General features: G+C 46.8%; 20 protein-coding genes and 1 pseudogene. All 21 read right to left on the bottom strand.

Features of this window, described 5'->3' with window-relative positions; all coding sequences use genetic code 11:
* Positions 1–66: 66 nt before the first annotated feature.
* Entirely contained in the window at positions 67–474 is a 408-nt protein-coding gene (locus G7035_RS07970) for a 3-hydroxyacyl-ACP dehydratase FabZ family protein (RefSeq protein ID WP_019685751.1), read from the bottom strand.
* 4 nt (positions 475–478) lie between these two features.
* Positions 479–1,723: a beta-ketoacyl-ACP synthase II gene (fabF, locus tag G7035_RS07975; protein ID WP_019685750.1), complete on the bottom strand. Its 1,245-nt coding sequence runs from the start codon at positions 1,721–1,723 to the stop codon at positions 479–481.
* A 20-nt stretch (positions 1,724–1,743) separates the two neighbouring features.
* Positions 1,744–3,444, bottom strand: coding sequence for a thiamine pyrophosphate-binding protein (locus G7035_RS07980; protein ID WP_019685749.1), 1,701 nt, complete (start codon positions 3,442–3,444; stop codon positions 1,744–1,746).
* Positions 3,441–4,664 carry an aldehyde dehydrogenase family protein gene (locus G7035_RS07985; protein WP_016818889.1) on the bottom strand — a complete coding sequence of 408 codons (1,224 nt, stop codon included), beginning with the start codon at positions 4,662–4,664 and terminating at the stop codon, positions 3,441–3,443. Before G7035_RS07985 ends, G7035_RS07980 begins: the two co-directional genes overlap by 4 nt.
* Before the next feature lie 44 nt (positions 4,665–4,708).
* The gene (locus tag G7035_RS07990) at positions 4,709–6,169 is read right to left on the bottom strand and encodes a class I adenylate-forming enzyme family protein (RefSeq protein WP_019685748.1); all 1,461 of its coding nucleotides are present in this window, start codon (positions 6,167–6,169) and stop codon (positions 4,709–4,711) included.
* A 12-nt stretch (positions 6,170–6,181) separates the two neighbouring features.
* Complete coding sequence (gene fabI / locus G7035_RS07995; protein WP_017427043.1) at positions 6,182–6,952, bottom strand: enoyl-ACP reductase FabI; 771 nt, start codon at positions 6,950–6,952, stop codon at positions 6,182–6,184.
* A gap of 422 nt (positions 6,953–7,374) precedes the next feature.
* Positions 7,375–7,908 (bottom strand): hypothetical protein, encoded by a 534-nt coding sequence (locus G7035_RS08000; protein ID WP_196478896.1) that lies wholly within the window; start codon positions 7,906–7,908, stop codon positions 7,375–7,377.
* A gap of 288 nt (positions 7,909–8,196) precedes the next feature.
* Positions 8,197–9,534, bottom strand: a complete 1,338-nt coding sequence (locus G7035_RS08005) for a TrkH family potassium uptake protein (protein ID WP_016818893.1) — start codon at positions 9,532–9,534, stop codon at positions 8,197–8,199.
* Between the two features lie 87 nt (positions 9,535–9,621).
* Positions 9,622–11,148 (bottom strand): lysine--tRNA ligase, encoded by a 1,527-nt coding sequence (gene lysS / locus G7035_RS08010; RefSeq protein ID WP_016818894.1) that lies wholly within the window; start codon positions 11,146–11,148, stop codon positions 9,622–9,624.
* A gap of 112 nt (positions 11,149–11,260) precedes the next feature.
* A pseudogene (greA, locus tag G7035_RS08015) lies at positions 11,261–11,736 on the bottom strand (transcription elongation factor GreA).
* Positions 11,737–11,950: 214 nt separating this feature from the next.
* A complete protein-coding gene (gene dusB / locus G7035_RS08020; protein ID WP_019685747.1) occupies positions 11,951–12,979 on the bottom strand; it encodes a tRNA dihydrouridine synthase DusB in 1,029 nt (342 codons plus the stop codon).
* A gap of 46 nt (positions 12,980–13,025) precedes the next feature.
* Positions 13,026–13,226 carry a helix-turn-helix domain-containing protein gene (locus G7035_RS08025; RefSeq protein ID WP_080561116.1) on the bottom strand — a complete coding sequence of 67 codons (201 nt, stop codon included), beginning with the start codon at positions 13,224–13,226 and terminating at the stop codon, positions 13,026–13,028.
* Positions 13,178–13,726: a 2-amino-4-hydroxy-6-hydroxymethyldihydropteridine diphosphokinase gene (folK, locus tag G7035_RS08030; RefSeq protein ID WP_017427046.1), complete on the bottom strand. Its 549-nt coding sequence runs from the start codon at positions 13,724–13,726 to the stop codon at positions 13,178–13,180. The genes G7035_RS08025 and folK overlap by 49 nt, the downstream gene beginning before the upstream one ends.
* Positions 13,727–13,735: 9 nt before the next feature.
* Entirely contained in the window at positions 13,736–14,098 is a 363-nt protein-coding gene (gene folB / locus G7035_RS08035; RefSeq protein WP_013368705.1) for a dihydroneopterin aldolase, read from the bottom strand.
* A gap of 71 nt (positions 14,099–14,169) precedes the next feature.
* A complete protein-coding gene (gene folP / locus G7035_RS08040; RefSeq protein WP_019685746.1) occupies positions 14,170–15,036 on the bottom strand; it encodes a dihydropteroate synthase in 867 nt (288 codons plus the stop codon).
* Positions 15,033–15,929 (bottom strand): aminotransferase class IV, encoded by an 897-nt coding sequence (locus G7035_RS08045; protein WP_019685745.1) that lies wholly within the window; start codon positions 15,927–15,929, stop codon positions 15,033–15,035. Before G7035_RS08045 ends, folP begins: the two co-directional genes overlap by 4 nt.
* 3 nt (positions 15,930–15,932) lie before the next feature.
* On the bottom strand, positions 15,933–16,508 hold the full coding sequence (pabA, locus tag G7035_RS08050) for an aminodeoxychorismate/anthranilate synthase component II (protein WP_016818899.1): 576 nt from the start codon (positions 16,506–16,508) through the stop codon (positions 15,933–15,935).
* Between the two features lie 5 nt (positions 16,509–16,513).
* A complete protein-coding gene (locus G7035_RS08055; RefSeq protein ID WP_019685744.1) occupies positions 16,514–18,136 on the bottom strand; it encodes an anthranilate synthase component I family protein in 1,623 nt (540 codons plus the stop codon).
* Between the two features lie 129 nt (positions 18,137–18,265).
* A complete protein-coding gene (gene cysK, locus G7035_RS08060; RefSeq protein WP_019685743.1) occupies positions 18,266–19,204 on the bottom strand; it encodes a cysteine synthase A in 939 nt (312 codons plus the stop codon).
* A 240-nt stretch (positions 19,205–19,444) separates the two neighbouring features.
* Positions 19,445–20,395, bottom strand: a complete 951-nt coding sequence (locus tag G7035_RS08065) for a peptidyl-prolyl cis-trans isomerase (RefSeq protein WP_019685742.1) — start codon at positions 20,393–20,395, stop codon at positions 19,445–19,447.
* Positions 20,396–20,415: 20 nt separating this feature from the next.
* Complete coding sequence (hslO, locus tag G7035_RS08070; RefSeq protein ID WP_016818903.1) at positions 20,416–21,300, bottom strand: Hsp33 family molecular chaperone HslO; 885 nt, start codon at positions 21,298–21,300, stop codon at positions 20,416–20,418.
* Positions 21,301–21,371 lie beyond the last annotated feature (71 nt).

Below are 21,371 nucleotides of genomic sequence, written 5' to 3' on the forward strand. Positions count from 1 at the left end.
ATATCCTCCCGCTGCACTTGGCAGTCAGGAGGACAAAAAGACAGTTTAACGCGCGCTTCCACCCCGTCATTGATCAAGTGAAACAATTTCTTCCGCCTCAGCCACCAATCGTTCGCCTACGGTAGCCCGGCCACTTCCGAGAATATAACCACGCCGACGCTTGACCACTTCAAAATAGAGATCTATTCGGTCCCCAGGCTTCGCAAGGCTATGAAAGCGAACGCCATTGAGGTTGGTTAGGTATGAAATACCTCTTTTGTCAATCGCAGCGAATGCCGCTAATTGTGCAAGCGACTCCACGATCAGCATAGGAGGCATGTATGGATTAGCTTCTGTAATAAACCATTCGCTTGAGGTAACAAGCTTGTACCCCTTTGCCCATTGCGACGTTTCGTACCCGGTCACGCCATCGAGCAGAAGAAATGGGGACCTGTGCGGAAGCACATCCTGGATATGGATTAGCTCTTCGCTCACAGGCTTATACCCCCTCCCACTTACGAACGGCAAGACAGACGTTGTGTCCCCCAAAACCAAAAGAATTACTAATCGCCGCACGGACTTCACGTTCCTGATATACATGCGGTACAAAATTCAGTTCAGGGGCTTCGGGATTGTCACAATTGAGTGTCGGTGGTACTTTGCTGTGGATCATGCTCTGTACCGTTGCAATTAATTCGACTGCCCCAGCACCGCCCATTAAATGGCCTGTCATGGATTTAATAGACGATATTGCCAACCGAGGCGCATGCTCTCCGAATACTTTTTGAATAGCATTAATCTCCATGCGATCATTAAATGGCGTACTCGTACCGTGGGCATTGACATAGTCAATCTCCTGCGGTGTTAAGCCCCCATCTTGCAGCGCTATATTGATCGCTTCTGCCGGGCCGGAGCCCGAGGGATCTGGAGCCGTGATATGATATGCGTCCGTTGTGCATCCATAACCCGCTACTTCGGCCAAAATGGTTGCGCCCCGGTTCAAGGCATGTTCCAACTCCTCCAGCACTAGAACCCCTGCCCCACCACCGATGACAAAACCGTCGCGATCCGTATCAAACGGGCGACTGGCTTTCTGTGGCTCTTCATTACGTCTGGAAAGAGCGTGAATATTCGCAAAAGATGCCAAATCAAGCTGACTAAAGTTGGCCTCTGCTCCTCCAGCCACTACGACATCAGCTGTGCCGTACTGGATCGTACGTAATGCTTCACCGATGGCATTGCTTCCTGTGGCACAAGCAGTGACCACAGCAAACGAAGGTCCCTTAGCACCAATGGCAATAGAAATTTCGCCAGGCGCGGAATTAATCATCATCGAGGAAACAAAATAAGGAGAGACCCTTTTAGGACCAAGCTCCGTTAATTTTCTGTAGTTCTCCTCTATGACATCGAGGCCGCCTGCTCCAGAGCCGACGATGACACCCACACGACCTGCATTTCGTTCGTCTATGACTAACCCCGATTGCTCGACTGCCTGACGGGCAGCCGCCAAAGCGAATTGAGTGAACTGTGCAACCTTTTGGGCTTCCTTTTTGCTCATATACTCCAACGGGTCAAAGCCCGTAACTTGTGCACCAATTTTTGTTGGTATATTTGCTGTATCGAAAACAGTGACAGGTCCGATTCCACTCTTTCCTTCCAGCAGTGAATTCCAGAAATCTGTAAGATGAAGCCCGATCGGCGTTACGACTCCCTGTCCTGTCACTACAACACGTCTTCTCACCATACCCACGTCCTTCGCTGAAATTAATTCTTGGAAGCCTGTTGCTCGTAGAGAGGAAAGTCGCCATATACATGACTAATTTTCTCATGCACATCTGCAAGATCAGCAAACACCTCGACGACCACAAGCTTGTTCTCCTTGTATTTTTGCCAAGCAAGCTGAAGCTGCTCCCGAGCCTCCCCCTTGCTGCGGATTGCCAGACTTTCGACAAATTCATACTGGGGAATTTGGATTCCTGTCTTGACCGCCTCCGAAACAAATGGGAAGGCTTGTCCTGAGATATGCTTATAATTCATCTGGTTTTGCAGCCAACCGTAGCCGCCATTATTAAGTACAAGATAAATTACTGGTATTTGATACTGTACCGCCGTCATAAAATCTGAACAAAATAGATTGAATGCACCGTCACCTACAAGCGCTACTACCGGGCGTTCTGTCGCCACACTTGCCCCCAGAGCAGCGGCCGCACCGAATCCAAGACTCGTTTGGTCACTGGGAACAATGGAAAGTGAGCCTGAGGTAAAACGGAAATATGGATAAAAGTAGGACCACATATCCTGCAATCCGTTCTCTTGTAGAAGCACTAGGTCTTCAGGAAACTCCGTCTGAATCATGTCCAACAGTTCTGGAACATGGATGCCGGGGGCCTTTTTCAACCCTTCCAAATAATTAGTCCTCTCTGAAAAAGCCTTTTGTTTACATCCTCTGATCGTTTCAAGCCACGCTCCACCGGGCTCCTGTCCGCGCCGTTCTAGCCATTGCTCCACTGCCGCATATCCATCGCCAAGCACCTTGATGCCTCTGAATTCGTGCGCAAAATCCTCCAGCTCTACATTGACTTGAATTAAAGGCGTATCCTGTAGCAAAATATCCCACTCGAACGTAGCCGTTTCTTCCAATCGACTACCAAGCGTAATGACCACATCGGATTCCTGCCAGATTTGTCTCAGACTAAGATCGGTATAAAGACCGGCAACACCACAGAAAAGTTCATGGTCTTCATTCACTACACCTCGTCCCGAGGCAGTTGCGAACACAGCCGCTCCATGTTGGTTAGCGAACCGCTCAATCACATCGCTTGTCCCTGACTTCATTCCGCCTCCGACTAGAACGAGTGGTCTACGGGCATTCTCAATGATGTTCCATGCCGCATCCAGTTCCCGAACAGACGGAGAGCACGAGAGCTTTTCTGGCGGGGCAAACTGAATCCCTGTTGGCACAGACTGGTCCATCAGGTTCTCGGGTAATTCTATATAGACAGGACCTGGTGCTCCATTGATAGCCAAAAAGGCAGCCCGCTCCATCGCCCATACAAGCCGATCCACATGCTCAACACGATAAGCCCATTTGACGAGCGGCTTCACGAGTGAGATTTGATCGGCTTCCTGAAAGGATCGGGTACCCAGCTTGTCTCCTCCGGTACCGAGCGCCAAAAGCAGGAGCGGGGCACCCAGGTTCTTGGCTTCCAGTAGCCCCGTAAGTGTATTGCTGAGCGCAGGACCTTTTCCCACAACACATACGGACATCTGGTTAGTTGTGAGCGCATAGCCTGCAGCCATAAACACAGCATTACGCTGATCTTTGCACAAAATAAAATCCATACCGGATGAGGGGAGTGACGCTACAATATTGAGATCGTCACTTGGTAATCCAAAGAGGTGCTGGGCCCCAGCCGATTGTAAGTAGCCAATGATGGCATCCCAGGGGGATATGCTCGCGGTCATACCAAACTCCTCTTTTCTGACAAATATTCTGCGACAATTTCCGAGATCAAGATCGGCTTCGAAACGAGCTTATAATCGTAAAAAATATAGTTCGACATCGTGCCATAGCCACCAAAAGGCTTATTGCCTTGATCCACATCCTCAAGGGTTTGATTAATGGTCAATGTGTGCTTCTTTCGTAGAACGTCTGCCAGATGCTCTGACCCGTATAAGCTGCAACCCATTGCCCGTTCGCTGAAATAACTGGAGGAAATGCGCTTGATCAATTGCTCGTCGTCTTGGTAGCTAACTACATTGAACACAGGCGAAAAATACTCAATAATCTCCAAGTTCTGATCCAATTCGCTATATACAACCGTTGGCTCCATTTTTTTCGTACGGAAATCAATGCCGCCGCCGTAAATAATAAACTTATCGTTCGTATTAAAATATTCAGAAACCGAATATAGCGTGTCTTTATAGAATATAGGGGAGTAGTTCGCGTTCGGATCATTGTTGGCCCCAAATACGAGTTCGTCAATCCGTTGAATCAGCAAGTTTTTAAATGGCTCGCTCACCTCTTGATGTACCAGGATGATGTCGGGTCCCAGGCAGTCCTGTCCAGAGTTGAACAATCTCATGCGGATCACATCGGTAACCGCCAGCTCCAGATCGGCATCTGGTCCAATGATGAAAGGATTGATCCCTTGTCCATAAAAAATGTAGAGCTGATCCTTGCGAATCTGTTTTTTGATCTTCTCCGCATTGGTATAGCTCCCGGTGAACACCACAATATCAGCTGGCATCACGGAATTCTCCATGAACACCTTCTGGCTAACTTTGCGAATATAGATAGGTAATTGGTGTACTGCTTGCAGCTTTTCATGCAGCATATCGACATACTCGTTTACGTGAGAAGAAGGACGAAAGTCTATATTTTCAACGTACAGGGATGGAATCAAGAGGTATAATGCATAGGAGTACAAAATGACGTTGGAGGGCATGAATACAGCCATAGATCGTTGCCAGCTTGGCTGATGGGTCTGCACTTCTTGCAATGCACCTTGAAGTGTGAGGATCGTGGAGTCAATTTCTGCATTGGCGGCCCGATAGGATGAAAATTGTGTGAGAATATCCATCACTTCTTGCCGATTTTCAATCAAATAATTGAGGCATTTCAGAATAGATTCATGCCTTTTCAAAAACAGCGTGTTTTCTGCCAGTTCTGGATTTATACTCATGGCACATTCTCCCTTTCCTATATGCGATTTTGGTAAATATCTTGTTATGCTTTGCGAGAAGCAGCTTTCTCTAGAGCAGTGCGCTCCATCTCCAGACGATCTACTTTTCCATTGCGATTTAAAGGAAAATGGTCGAGCGGAAGCAAAAGATCGGGAAACATATAAGAAGGGAGTACCCGATTCATCTCTTTGCGGAGCACAGGTAAGACCTGTGAGGATTCACTTTCGATGAATGCAACAAGCAAGGTCCCTTTTGCCTCATCCTCCAAAGTAATCACACAGGATCGGTAACCTAGTGAACCAATCCGGTCTTCGATATAGACTGGGGAGACCATGTAGCCCATCCGGTTGACTGTCTTACCACTGCGACCAATAACATACAGCATTCCGTCATCCAGATAGCCTAGATCTCCCGTCTTAAACCAGCCATCCTGGAGAACAGATTGTGTCAGGTCGGGACGATTCAGATAACCTTCCATGCATCCGGCACTTCGTATCCACACTTCGCCTACGATACCGTCCACCTGATGGTTGCCAGTAGAATCAAGTATTTTCAAATCCACACCAGGTAATGGTTTGCCACACCCCTTCGGACACTCCAGCGTCCCCAGCGTGACGTTGCCCAGTTCAGAAAGGCCATAACCATTCAGCAGGGGCTGTCCAAATATGTTGTTAAATTTCTCTTCGAGGTCTTGAGTAAGTGGAGAACCGCCTACGCACCACATGCGGACTGGGGATTGCTTGATCAATTCCAGTTGTTCGGGTTTTCGGCTTAGCATACGCAACAAGGTGTAAAAAGCAGAGGGGTTAGCGTCTACGACCGTCGCCCGGTCTTTCGTAATACTTGCAATGACGCTCCAGAGTTTTTTTGGATTGCAGATGATGAGAGAACATGAGGTTAACCACCAGGAGAAGATAAGTGAAATTCCATAAAAATGAGAGAAAGGCACTACGGGGAGCATATGGTCAGACGGTATGTAGTTCATAGCGTGTATGGAATGTCTGATATTCTCCATAAAAGCTGAACCAGCTTTCACGATTCCCTTGGGTTTTCCCGTCGTACCTGAAGAATACAGAATGAGCGCATCCGGTCTCTCGCACCACTTGTTAAAGTCGAGGGCTTCGGGCTTTGGCTCTCCCACCCAATGCGGGTGTACTGCTTCTTCTTGAATGAGATCTTGAATCAGAATAACGAGAGCATGAGGAACTTCTAAATCGGAATCCGTCAGAATGCAACAGGCACCCGCCTCATCATAGATTTGGGCCACCTCATCAATTACCGTCTGCTCGTCCACCACAGTTACCGAAACTGCGAGATGACACAGGGAAAACAGAGAAACAACAAACCAATAGGAATTGGCCGCTTTCAGAATCACTCTACCGTCTTTAGGAATTCCTCTGAGAGCCAACATCCGTGAGAAGATCGTCACATCCCGCTCCAGACGTTTCCTGCTCATAATTCCTTCAGGTGAGATAATACGGCAATCCGTATGCGTAATAAGCACAACGTTCCCTCCTTACATCCCCGTAATATGGTATCCAGCATCTACATGGATAACTTCACCCGTAATGCCTCTCGATAAATGGGAAAATAGGAATAACGCCGTATCTCCGACTTCAGACGTATCGACCGTCTTGCGTAGGGGCGTAGTTTCTTCAATATGCTTTAGCATTGTGTTAAAATCTTTAATGCCATAGGCGGCCAAAGTACGTATAGGACCAGCCGAAATCGCATTTACACGAATGCCGTAAGTACCCAGATCATTCGACAGATAGCGCATGCTGGCTTCTAGTGAGGCCTTTGCTACACCCATAATGTTGTAATTCTTGATGGCTCGTTCTGCGCCGATATACGTCATGGTGACGATACTTCCACCCTCCGTCATCAGCGGGTATACGCGGCGGGATACAGCAGCCAGAGAATAGGCACTGATTTCTTGAGCAACCGCGAATCCCTCGCGAGAAGTATCGACGAACGAGCCTTCCAAATCCTCAGCCTTAGCAAACGCAACACTGTGGAAATATCCGTGTAAGACGCCTACCTTCTCCTTGAGAAAGTCCGCCAGTGCATCCAATTCTTCATCGCTCTGTACATTGCAAGGACAGACAATGGAACCCGGAATGGTTTCAGCGAGCTTTAGCACCCGTTCTGCAACCCTCTCATTTTCGTAAGTAAAAATGAGATTTGCTCCTTCCGCAGCTAAAGATTGGGCTGTCCCCCAGGCAATACTCCTGTTATTAGCCACACCCATAATCAAAATGTTCTTTCCACTCAGTAGTACTGCCACAGAAACCACCTTTCCTTTTTACATTTTTAAACATAATAACAACTTAATTGAGTTTGTCTACATATATAGACATATATAATCTTTCCTGGAATATTATCTCGTCAGTTGCCAAACTTATATAGGCGCCGTTTTAGGCAGATGGCAAGAATATTTTAAAAATTGTGAATGTGGTTTCTGTTGGTCTGTGTTCAAATCGAAAGGAGTCCATGCGTGTGAAAAAAGTGGTGAGGCAACGATAAGATGACTGTCAAAGCGATTTTAATATAAAAATATCATACTCTTATAAATATTTCCATTCCGACGATAGACTCATCCCATTATCGAAAGTAACCACTTCATTTCACCATCAATGACTCTCCCGATTTGAACATCCTGAGTGACCAGCCTGATTCGTTTCAAGCTTGCGGCTCTATTCCTCTTGGCTAAGCCTTATGTTTATGTTTTTTAGGAGCTAAGGTATAGCTGAAGGAGACAACAAAGTCGATTGCCAGAACGATCGCCCATGTTTGCATGATGCCCTCCAGTGCCGCCGTACGCTGCGCATCACCTACATATACAATGATGGCGAGCAACAAAGCGTTGCCTATAGCCCAGCCCAACAGGTGAAGCAACCAACCTATACGCTCCTCTTTTGCATGAGCAGCACCATACTTGCGTTCAGGCTTGGGTCCTTTACCAAACCAATGAGAGAATCGTACATCGGCCCACTTAATTAACCTATGACCAAATGCCACTGTAATACCAAAATAACAGGCTGCCAGGCCAGTAGCAGTCGTAATCTCCATGCCACTTCTCACCGTGATGAACACCGCAATCAGCAACAGGATATCAATAATTGGGGTAAAGAGTAAAAGAAGGCCCCCTAATTTCTTCAACCCAAACATATACCTTGCGACTAACCCTGCAACAACAAAAACCCAAAATAAAACCTCAGCACTAATAATAAATAAATACATAATGGACGATTCCTTTCAAATTTGAAATTGGTATTTCCCTAAGTCCCCCCCTTCATGCCCACTATCATACAATATTATACATAATATTCCTAGTATTTTGTCTATAATTACATAAAAGGAAACAAATAGCCGTTTTTTTACAATAAAATTGCAGCTATTTAGTCCATTTCCTCTTATTCTCAAATTGGGCATTTTTCATAATATGCAACAAATAAAGGATTATGTTATGTGCAATAAAAAAAGATGCTCCCCTGTCATCAGCACGGGTGCATCTTTTATATAGATAAACTATCCAATTACAATATGTCCTTCAGGACGACGGTACAACGTCTTGGTCGAACGTGGGCGAATGGCATAGGCAATCGTAAGAGGACCAATTCGACCAATAAACATCGTCACACACATAATCAGCTTGCCTGCGTCAGACAATCCTGGCGTCACTCCTACAGACAGCCCCACCGTTCCGATGGCAGAAGCCGCCTCAAATGCAAGAGAGAGAAATGGGGCATCCTCGGTCATTAAAAGCAGTATCACCACAATCGAGAAGATAAATAGCGCCATTACAATAATGGTCAATGCCCGCATCATGATATCCTGAGGAACCCTATGACGGAAAAACACAATTTCCTTCTGTCCTCGCATGACGGCAATTAACGCACCTACCATAAGCAGAAACGTAGTTGTTTTAATTCCTCCTCCAGTAGAGCCTGGAGAAGCACCGATAATCATCAGCAGCATAATAAAAAATTGACTGGCCTGCCTTAACCCGCTGATGTCGACCGTGCTTGTTCCCGATGATCTCGTGGAGACGGATTGGAAGACAGCGGCATATACTTTGCCTTCCCAGTTCAGTCCACCCAAGGTTCGTGCATTGGTAAACTCAAAAATAAATATAACCAGCGCACCAATGACAATGAGCGCTCCCGACACGCTTAGCACCATTTTAGAGTGTAAAGTCAGTCTCCGGGTACGACGAAAATCGAACAAGTCGCTGAGGACAAGAAAACCCAATCCTCCCGAAATCACAAGCACAGATGCAATCATATTGAAAACAAAATCTCCAGCGTATTGCTGGAAGCTAGTTCCGAACAGATCGAATCCCCCGTTATTAAAGAGGGATACGGAATGAAAAATCCCATAATATATCGCCTGTCCGACCGGCATCTCTCGCATCCACCGCAAAGCTAAGACGACAGCCGCGATCGCTTCAATTGTAAAAGAAAAGATCAGCACCTTGCGAATAATGCGCACGATCCCTTCCATGCTATCGGCGTTAATCGCTTCCTTAAGCAGCAGCCGATCCTTCAACGATAGCCGTCGTCCCATCAACAGCGCAAACAAGGTCGCTAAGGTCATAAACCCTAGCCCACCTAGCTGCATCAGCACCAAAATGACCGTTTCTCCAAATACCGTATAGGTCGAATCGACGTCAACGACGACCAACCCTGTGACACAAGCAGCAGAGACGGACGTAAAAAGCGAATCAATCCAATGCGGAGCATGTCCACCATGATTGGCAATAGGAAGCATCAGCAGCAAAGTACCCGATGCAATAATCAATACATATCCGATGACCAATATAAAAGGAGGCGATGCGAACCGACTAAGCTTGACGCTGCGTTTCATCAGAACTATTCCTCTCCATCCGTTCTTATGAAAAAGAGGAACAAGACACGGGAACCCCGGCTGATCCTCTATATTCATAATGTGATGTTATTCTACTGTACGGTTACGCATATGCGGGAAAAGCAGCACATCGCGAATGGAAGGCGCATCTGTCAGCAACATAACCAAACGATCGATGCCGATGCCCAGTCCGCCTGTTGGCGGCATACCGTATTCCAAGGCGCGGATAAAGTCATCATCCATTTGATGAGCTTCATCATTGCCATGCTCACGTTCCAGCAATTGCGATTCAAAACGTTGGCGCTGGTCAATTGGATCATTCAGCTCAGTGAACGCATTCGCATGCTCACGAGCGACCATGAACAGCTCGAAGCGATCCGTAAAACGCGGGTCCTGTTCATTTTTCTTCGCCAATGGCGAGATTTCAACCGGATGTCCAGTAATAAAGGTCGGCTGAATAAGCGTTTCCTCTACAAAATGCTCAAAGAATGCATTCAGGATATGACCAAATGTCATGTGCGGTTCAACCGGAACCTTATGCTCTTTCGCAAGGCGATGAGCTTCTTCATTACTCATTTGCACACTAAAGTCTACGCCTGTTACTTCTTTAACAGCATCGACCATGGAAACTCTGCGCCATTGCGGCGTCAGATCGACTTCCTGACCTTGATACTGAATGTGCTGTGTGCCCAGTACTTCCTGCGCAATATGTGCAATCATGTTTTCCGTCAATTGCATGATATCTTTATAATCAGCATATGCCTCATACAGCTCAATCAACGTAAACTCAGGGTTATGACGAGTCGATACACCTTCGTTACGGTATACACGTCCGATCTCATATACTTTCTCCATTCCGCCAACAATTAGTCGCTTCAAATGAAGTTCAATAGCAATACGCATATAAAGCTGCGTGTCCAATGCATTGTGGTGTGTAATAAATGGCTTCGCCGCCGCCCCGCCAGCAATGGCATGCAACGTTGGAGTTTCAACTTCCAAATAACCGAGCGAATCCAGATAACGACGCATGGATTGAATAATACGGGACCGCATAATGAACGTTTTTTGTACTTCTGGGTTCATAATCAGATCTACGTAACGCTGACGATAACGCAATTCAACATCCTTCAAACCATGATATTTCTCCGGCAATGGATACAAGGATTTGGACAAGACTTCAATATCCAATACTTTGATCGTCGTTTCGCCTGTCTTGGTTTTAAAGAGCACGCCCTTAACACCAACAATATCGCCGAGATCCAAAATACCAAATGCTTTATAATTCGCTTCAGGTACAGTGTCTTGACGAACATAGATTTGAATACGTCCGCTAAGATCCTGTATATGAGCAAAGCTGGCTTTCCCCATCACTCGTTTAGCCATAATGCGGCCTGCTATGCTAACTTCAATATTTTTTTCTTCCAATTCTTCCTTGGTCAAGCTGTCATACTTGCTCAGTAGTACGCCCGCTTCATCCGTGCGTATGTATTTGCGTCCAAAAGGATCAATGCCCAATGAGCGAAGCTCGTCCAATTTGGCACGACGAATTTGCAATAATTCACTTAATTCCTCGCGATTTTCCTGTAATTCCTGGTTAGTAGTTTCATCCGACATGGTGCTAAATCAGCTCCTTCAATATGAATAGACGGGCCGGGGTCCGTCTCGGGTGTAGAGAAAAAAAGCTTCCACAAGGAAGCTTTTACATTAAATTCCAAAGTCCGTGTTTTTATTTCTTGATATCCACGATTTTATATTGAATAACACCTGCTGGAACGGTTACATCTACAACAGTTCCTTTTTTCTTACCGAGAATAGCCTTGCCAACCGGGCTTTCATTGGAGATCTTGTTTTGGAGCGGGTCGGATTCGGCAGAACCTACGATAGCATACTCTGTAATATCCCCGAATTCCAAGTCTTCAACGGTTACAGTTGCCCCTACTCCCACAACATCGGTGTCAATTTCATCGCTATTGATAATACGGGCATTACGTAGCATCTTCTCTAAAGTAATTACACGGCCTTCAATAAAGGCCTGCTCATTCTTCGCATCCTCGTATTCGGAGTTTTCACTAATATCTCCGTATCCGATGGCTACCTTAATCCGTTCAGCCACTTCGCGGCGTTTGACAGACTTTAAGTTCTCAAGCCATCTTCGAGCTTTCTAAGGCCTTCCTGTGTCAGAATGACTTCTTTATCGCTCATCTCAACCGATTCTCCTGTCATGGGAAAAGTTTAAAAGTGCATCGGAATGCACGCTTTCAAAACATAATATGCCACTCTGAGGGAATGAGAACATTTCCTGCTGTTGTCTTGAGAGCTGCATACAATTTGTAGTATACATCAAGATTTTATACTGAACGATTATAGGGCAAGCAATTGGAAAAGTCAATCGCATGCACAAGCCGGAACTGCTTCCTTATTGCGCAACAGTAACAGGAGAAGCAGCGCTTGTAGAAGACCCCTCGTTTTCCACCATGTGCAATTGAGATACAAATTGATTCAAAATACGTACCATATCGTCGCGCTTTGTTTCTTCCATAATTACATCCTTAATACGTGCAGAACCTTTAATCCCCTTGAGGTACCAAGCCAGATGCTTGCGCATTTCACGAACAGCTACTGCTTCGCCTTTCAGCGCCACCAGACGGTCCATATGCAGAATGGCAATACGGATTTTTTCTTCCGGTGATGGATCGGGCAACAGCTTACCCGTCTGCAAATACTCAATCGTACGGTACAGCATCCATGGATTCCCCAGAGCGCCGCGTCCAATCATAACGCCATCACAATTGGTCAAATCCAACATTCGGCGGGCATCTTCCGGAGTTAACACATCACCATTTCCAATGACAGGAATGGATACTGCTTCTTTAACTTCTTTTATAATATCCCAATTCGCATGCCCCGTATACAATTGCTCACGTGTACGGCCATGTACGCTGACGGCCTGACCTCCGGCACGTTCAACAGCACGAGCGTTCTCTACAGCGTAAATATGCTCGCTATCCCAACCGATACGCATTTTCACGGTAACCGGCTTGCTCACGGATTCCACTACCGCCGATACCATTTCATAAATCTTGTTTGGATCGAGCAGCCAACGAGCACCTGCATCACATTTGGTCACTTTGGGAACCGGGCAGCCCATATTGATGTCAATAATATCTGCATTCGTCTCCTGGTCTACGACTTTCGCTGCTTCCACCAAAGATTTGCGGTCGCCTCCGAAAATTTGCAAGCTAAGCGGCTTCTCGCGCTCATCTACAAACAGCATCTCGCGTGTACGCTTGTTGCCGTGAATGATGGCCTTATCACTAACCATTTCTGCACATACCAAGCCTGTACCGAATTCCTTGGCGATCAAGCGAAAAGCAGGGTTGCACACGCCTGCCATTGGTGCCAGGACGACTTGGTTTTTCATTTCAATGTCGCCGATTTTCAGCATATCCGTTCCCTCCTTTACTCCTTCTTTATATATCGTATATTTATCTTCATTCCGTCAATTCCCGGACTTCAATCTCTAGCGTTTGGGCAATGATGTTTAGCATGTCTGGGTCTACTGCACGGTTACCTCGCTCTACAGCACCTAATACAGTCAAAGATATGCCCGTTCGGTCTGCCAACTCCTGCTGGGTGAACCCTTTTAGCTTCCGAAAGGCGCGGAGTCGTTGCGCCAGCTGCAAGTTTTCCAAAGCTGTATGCCGTCCTTTCCATCCACAGAATTCAATGCAGTATGCACGATACTGTACAGACCGGACGAATCTTGGTTCGGAACAATGTCAGCCAAGGGAACCAGCACAAAAGCACGCTCCAACATACGAGGGTGAGGAAGCTCCAAATCCGTCGTAGCCAGTTGTTCCGCTTCCATCCACAACAAGTCCAGATCAATGGTTCGTGGACCGTTAGGAATATGTCTTACCCTTCCCAGACGACTCTCCACGTCCAGCATATAAAACAAAAGCTCCTCTGGAGCAAGTGTTGTCGATACGGCTACCGTCATATTCAAAAAAGAAGGCTGATCCAGATATCCAACAGGCTCTGTTTCATACAGACTGGAGCAGCGTAGCACTCGTATCGCCGGATGTTCGTCCAGTGCGGTAATGGCTTCATACAGGGTATGCTCACGCTCCCCCAAATTAGCCCCTAAAGCAATATAAGCCTCTGATGCCTCAGAGGTCGAATGTGCATTCATGTATCGTTCCTACTTTCTTGCGCGATAAAGCTCAACCGTCACACCCTGAAAATGAATATCAAACGGCGGATGCGGCTTCGTCACTTTGACAGTCAGTGCATTGACACTAGTATAAGTGTCCAGTAGGGAAGATGCAATACGTTCGCCTAAAGCTTCAATCAATTGGTAAGATTCCTTTTCTACGATATCTTTCACGGTATAATGCACCTCAGCATAATTAACCGTTTTGTCCAAAGCGTCCTGCTCCCCTGCTTCACGCAGATCAAGCTCCAGTTCCAAGTCAATATAGTAACGCTGTCCCAGCTTACGTTCCTCGGGAAAAACGCCGTGATATCCGTAATACTCCATGCGATGCAATTTCATTTTATCCATCTTAAGTAAGTCCCCCTGTTTTTTTGATTTTATCTATATAAGTTCCACATAAAGGATTCGTGAAGCGGGCTTTACCCACCATAACTCAGTGGATTTTTAGACCCGTACACCATCGCATCACACATACGTACAGTGCGCTTGATTTGTGCCACATCGTGTACACGCACAATCTGGCACCCTTGGGCAATCCCAAAGGCCACGGTAGCCGCAGTTCCCTCCACTACATCATCCACTGGCAAATCCAGAGCTGTACGGATAAATTTTTTGCGCGACGTAGCCAACAACAGCGGAAATCCCAGCTGACTTAATGTATCAAGAGAAGTCATGGCATGAATATTTTCATCATAGTCTTTGGCAAAACCGATGCCTGGGTCTAAAATGATCTGCTCCTTACGGACCCCTGCTTTCAGTGCTAATTGGATACTTTCTTGTAAATCGGACAGCATATCAGAAACCAAATCGGTATAGTTACGGTCGTGACGATTATGCATCAAAATGACCGGACAATCGAATTCAGCTGCTACTCGTGCCATATCGGGATCTGCCTTAAACCCCCACACATCATTAATGATGTGTGCGCCTGCTTCAAGCGCCTGTCTGGCTACTTCAGCTTTGTAAGTATCCACAGACAATGGGATATGCGGTGCAATACGATGGATTGCCTGGACGACCGGAATGACCCTAGCCAGTTCCTCTTCCACACCTACTGGTTCATGACCCGGACGGGTAGATTCCCCACCAATATCAATGATATTCGCTCCATCCTCCACTAGCTTCAGTGCATGTAAAACAGCAATCTCTGGATTATAATGTAAACCTCCATCCGAAAAAGAATCCGGGGTCACATTAAGTATGCCCATAATCTGGGTGGAATGCCCGAGTGTAAGCTTGGCATCCCTCATTTGATAGCTGCGTTCATAAAGAGTTGGTATATTCACTTCATCCCTGCTTTCTGCCTATAATCATGCAACAGCAAAGCTGTTATGGACTCGGTCTGCGCCAAGGGCACCGATAAGTGACTTGCTACGCCTCCCGGCTCCAACAATAAATCCACGGGTCGTATTTCTTGTATAGAGTTGGTCATAAAAATTTCATCAGCCTGTTTCAGCTCATCCCAGTGGTATAACCCTTGCTCACATGGAATGCCCCGCAGGTTCGCCAACTCCAAAATGAACTCACGTGTAATGCCTGGCAGAATTCCTGTAGCCAAGTCAGGGGTATACAGCGTATTATTCCGCACAAAAAACAGATTGCTAACTATTCCCTCTGCCAGAAAACCATTGGCCGTAAGCATTATTCCTTCAGCCTTATAATGGACAGCCTCGGCATACTGCTGAAGTTCCCGCTTCGCAAGAATATTATTCATATAATGGAGCGATTTTAATCGAACCTCACCCTCCGGAGTATTTCTGGGGGTTCGTAGCAACTGAAGCGCCGAAGGCGCTGAGGACTGCTCGGTTTGTGTATTTGTAGAGGGCAGCGGCTTGGCGAACAAAATATGGTTGGGCTGCGTGTAGTCACCAGATGGCAAGCCCAGTGCCTCTTCACCGGCTGATACGGTGTAGCGGATATAGGCTTCATCCAGCCCATTTGCCACCATCAGATGCTGGATGTGTTTCGTAAGCTGCTCCTTATCCGGTTGAAAAGGAATGCCGAGCATTCGGCAGCCTTCCTCCAGTCGACGTAGATGCCGATCCAGCAGGAAGGGAACCCCGTTATAGGTGCGGAATGTCTCAAACAAGCCCATTCCGTATAAAAAGCCGTGATCACTTACGTGAATCACGGCTTTTGCGGCTTCCGTGAGGACGCCATTGACTCCGATATATCTCATAAATCAGACGCCTACCTTGCGTTTTAGGAAATTGCGCAACAGTTGATGCCCGTAGTCCGTAATAATGGATTCGGGATGGAACTGGACTCCTTCTACGGCAAATTCTTTATGCCGCAAACCCATAATTTCACCCTCTGCGGTTTCAGCGGTAATCTCTAGACATTCAGGCAGGCTCTCGCGCTCTACAAGCAATGAATGATACCGGGTGGCTGTAAATGGAGAAGGCAGGCCTTCAAATACTGAGGTATTGTGATGGAGAATCGGTGACGTTTTGCCATGCATGAGACGATCAGCCCGGATAACCTTACCGCCAAAAGCCTGTCCGATGGCCTGGTGACCGAGACACACGCCAAAAATCGGAATCCGGCCTTTAAAATGGCTGATTACATCCAGCGATATTCCCGCTTCATTCGGCGTGCATGGACCCGGCGAGATCAAAATGTGATCTGGTGCCAGCTCTTCTATGCCTTTCACATCAATCTCATCATTCCGTTTTACGGTTACTTCTTCGCCAAGTTCACCCAGATATTGAACAAGATTGTACGTAAATGAATCATAATTATCAATCACCAAAATCATTAGACTCACCCTCCTGTGATACCGCTCCTGCTCAAAGCGGCTTCTTCTTCCCCACATTGTACCGCCTTCATGACAGCTCTGGCCTTGTTCCGACACTCGCGATATTCTCTGTACGGGTCTGAATCAATGACGATACCCGCACCTGTCTGTAAATAGGCAGTATTGCCCTGAACAGCTAATGTTCTTATTATAATATTTAATTCCATATTACCATTATAGTCAATCCATCCAAGGGACCCCGTGTAAGGACCCCGACGGACGGGCTCTAACTCTTCAATAATTTCCATCGTACGCACCTTAGGAGCTCCGGTAATGGTTCCACCCGGGAAGGTAGCAGCAATTACGTCTATAGCTGTACGACCCGTGGCTAACTTCCCCTCAACCTGAGAAACCAGATGCATAACGTGCGAATAATATTCGACCGTCAGCAATTCAGGAACATGCACCGATCCGTATTCAGCAATCCGGCCGATATCGTTACGCTCCAGATCGACGAGCATAATATGCTCGGCTCGTTCTTTTTCACTTGATAGAAGCTCTGCGGCCATAGCGGCATCTTCATCCGGTGTTAGTCCCCTTCTTCTCGTACCTGCAATAGGTCGAGCACTCACACGTCCATCTTCCAGCTTCACCAGCAATTCCGGTGAGCCACTGACGATCCGCAAATCTGGCATGCGCAGCATCCCCATATAAGGGGAAGGATTCAGCAGACGAAGCCATTCATATATATTCTCAGGAAGGGCTGCAAGCGTACGTTGCTGACGAATCGACAAGTTCACCTGAAATACATCTCCTTGAGCAATGTATTCCTGCACACGTTTCACAGCATGTTCAAAATCTTGTTGACTGAATGCCGTTTTCCAGCCTTCAGATTCCTGGTGAACAGCCTCTAATCCTTTTTCGGACAGCCGAGCACAACGAAGAGGGTAAGCCGGATCAGTCTCTCCCGCATGTATAATGTTCTTCCACTGAGTCAACATGCGTTCTGTACGTTGGACCGCTTCCGCATAATGCTTGCCAAGTATCGATGCGGTCTCATTCAACATAACCTCATTTGCCAAATCAGTCTGACTACTGAATTCACTCAAGCGGACAGGGTTAGGCATATGAACAGCACAGTATAGGCATGATGTTTCATGATCATAAATCCATAGCTCATTCACCCGCATCCACACATAATCAGGTATATCGGTATCGTCTGCAGCTTGAGTTGGCAAACGCTCTAACGAGCGAGCTACATCGTAGCCCAGGTAGCCTGCAAATCCCCCAGAGAAAAAAGGCATGCCAGGTACACGTGGCGCACGGTAAGGGGCGATCCAATCGTTCATGACTGTCAAAGGTTGTCCATGTATAGCACCATGCTCCCCGCTTTGCAAATCAGTCCAAACTGCTTGTTCTCCCTTGCCTTCCAATATAGCAACCGGATTCAAGGCCAGATACGTATATCTTCCACCTTTAGCGCTCTCCAGCAAGAAAGCATATGGCGCCGAATCCTCCCAAGCCCTCCGCCACGATGGAGGCAATCCGCCTCCGGGCAATGGGTACTCAGCAATATAGGGAAGCATACTCCAGCCCTCCTTCTGCCAGGTTTGCCACTGCGCCTCCGTCACTCTAGCTGTCCATTTCATCTGTGTGCGCTACCCCTTCCATTACTTTGCCAAAAGTCTGCATTCTTCTCGTTACAAAGAAACCCTCATCCCCCGGTTACAGGGGAAATGAGGGTTTCCTTACGTATAGTATACACAATTACGACATAATTACAGCTCGAAATTGTATAGTGGTGTACTCAGGTAACGTTCGCCATTACTTGGAATAATGACAACAATCCGCTTACCCTTGCCCAATTGCTTAGCAAGATTCAAGGCCGCGTGAACAGCCGCGCCAGAAGAAATACCGGACAAAATGCCCTCTTCCTTGGCCACTCTACGCGCTACCTCGAAAGCTTCATCGTTTTCTACATGAAAAATTTCGTCATAGATATCGCGATTTAGAATTTCAGGAATAAAGTTGGCACCCAGCCCTTGAATTTTGTGAGGTCCTGGCTTGCCGCCTGCTAGCAATGGGGAAGAAGCGGGCTCTACAGCCACGATTTTAATATCAGGGAATTCTTTTTTAAGCACTTCTCCAGCACCGGAAATAGTTCCACCAGTCCCTATACCTGCTATAAAAGCGTCCAGAGTGCCGCCAATAGAACGAATCGCTTCTACGATCTCAGGACCCGTCGTTTCACGGTGAATTTTGATATTAGCTTTGTTCTTGAACTGCTCGGCAGCGAAATAATCCGGGTTTTCGCTCAATAGCTCTTCCATTTTCTTAACAGATCCGTTCATACCCTCTGAGCCAGGTGTTAACACAAGCTCGGCTCCATAAGCACGCAACAAATTACGACGCTCTATACTCATCGTTTCTGGCATAACAATTACTGCTTTATACCCCTTCGCAGCAGCAACCATAGCCAAGCCGATTCCTGTGTTACCGCTAGTTGCTTCAATAATAGTACCGCCCGGCTTAAGCAGACCTTCACGCTCAGCTTCTTCCACCATACTAATCGCAATACGGTCTTTTACACTGGAGCCCGGGTTCTGATATTCCAGTTTCAAATAAATTTCGGCGCTATCTTCCGGTACAATCCGGTTGAGGCGAACGAGGGGAGTCTCCCCGATAAGGTCGGTGATGTTATTAACAACTTTAGCCATGATAATTCCTCCCTGACTGTAGATGATATATTAAAAATTGCGAAAACATATTGTAGATGATTCTAGGTAAATCATTCTTCGTGTTATGCCGTTCATTTAATTTCCGATAAAAATAGTTGGTTTTATACGCTAATCATAACAATCTTCAATTCCATTGTCAATACGAGTAAATAAGCTACAATGCTGTTCGCCCGCGTTATCCGCACCGTGCTTCCTTCAAATCTAGATTCTTTTACGACGCTATAGAGAAGCGGAAGGTACCTCTTTCCCAGATAAAATACGAGCTCCATATTTATCACGCAGACTCTTCTCGACCTCATCCAAAGGAACGGCTTGTGCCAGCGCAAGCGACCGGCGAATTTGCTGACGAATCTGCCGCTTATCCGAAGAACTCTTTAGCCTGACATCCTGTACATAAATGACCGCATAGCCATCGTTAATGGAGATGGGACCTGCAACGTCCCCGGAGCTTAGTTCTCTTGCCGCCTTCATGATCGCCTCCGGTTGATATGGGTCATATTCATCCACCCATCCCAGCTGTCCGCTATGATCCTCGCCGAGAAGATTACCTGAGCCTGAATGTTCCCGAAGCAGCGTGTCGAAGCTTTCTCCTTGCTTAACCCGATCCAGCAACACCTCTGCTTCCTCTGCTTTGGCCACATAAAGAGCTGCCAGTTTGATCTGCTTACCAACGGCAAATTCCTCAGGGTGCTGTTCCCAATACTCGTCAATCTCCGTTTCCTCAACCTGAATACCTTGCGTGGCTATTTTCTCCAAGCCAATTCGGTACTCCGCTTCATTCCGCAAGTCAACCGGATCTAGGCCAAATTGTCGCTGCATTTCCTCAAAGTAGGCGTGTTCTGAGTCGTACCCTTTGCTATCCTGCTCCAGCACCTGCTGTAAATCCTCTTGGGTGATCTTGATACCGAGACGCTTGGTTTCAGCCTGCACGGCTTTACGATTCAACATTTGCAACAGCGTATTCGTTCCATATCGCTTTTTCAGTTCCGCTACCCACTGTTCCTCCGATATGCCTTCCTGACCCATCTCCGCCACAGTATGATCGCCGTCATCCTTGCTTACATCACCCGGCTTTAACAGCCCCCGAAGCATGATAAGACCACCCAAGGCGGCGACGCTAACGGTCAGAATAATGACAGCTGTCCATAATCCCTTTTCCCGTGTAGTCATCGCTTACACCGCCTATCCGGTTAGGCCTTGGCTTGATCTAACAGATTTTGCAATTCATCCTTATTAAACTGATAAGCCTCGTTACAAAAGTGACACACGACCTCAGCCTGTCCTTCTTCCTCAATCAATTGCTTCAATTCACTTTCTCCCAGACTGATCAATGTTTTCTCTACGCGCTCGCGTGAGCACTCACATTGAAAATGGATATCCATTTCATCAAGGATTCGAACGTCCGGCAGCATCCAACGCAGCATTTCGTCAAGCTCTAGCCCTTGATCCAGCAGAGCGGTAACGGGTGGAATGGAGCCGACTGCATTTTCGATAGCAGTAATCTCATCATCATTCAAACCTGGAAGCAATTGAATAATAAACCCGCCGGCCACTATAACGGAGTTATCCGTATCTACCAGCACACCCAAACCCACCGCTGACGGAGTCTGTTCGGATTTGGCAAAATAATAGGTAAAGTCTTCACCAAGTTCACCTGAAATAATCGGGATACTACCGCGATACGGCTCTTTTAATCCCAAATCCTTGATGATATGAATAAATCCCTCTGTACCTACTGCACCCGCTACATCCAGTTTGCCCATACTATTGCTTGGCAAATGCACATGGGGCTCAGTAACATACCCTCGCACTTCCCCTACAGCATTGGCATCCACGACGATTTGACCAATCGGCCCATCACCTTTGACTTGAATGGTCAGTCTTTCTTTGCCTTTGAGCATGGAACCCATAATTGCACCTGCTGTGAGAGTTCGTCCCAAAGCAGCAGTTGCTGTAGGATAAGTATCATGTCTTCTCCGCAATTCTTCTACCAATTGAGTTGTCCGAACCGCAAAGGCTCTAACCCTTCCATCCATGGCTGTACCGCGAATAAGTCGATCCTGCTTATTTTCCATATTGATATCCTCCCCTATTATCCAAGGCAGCCATGCTGCTTATTTTCGTTAGTATTTCCTCATCCTTGAAA

Source organism: Paenibacillus polymyxa (genome assembly GCF_015710975.1).
GTDB lineage: Bacteria > Bacillota > Bacilli > Paenibacillales > Paenibacillaceae > Paenibacillus > Paenibacillus polymyxa.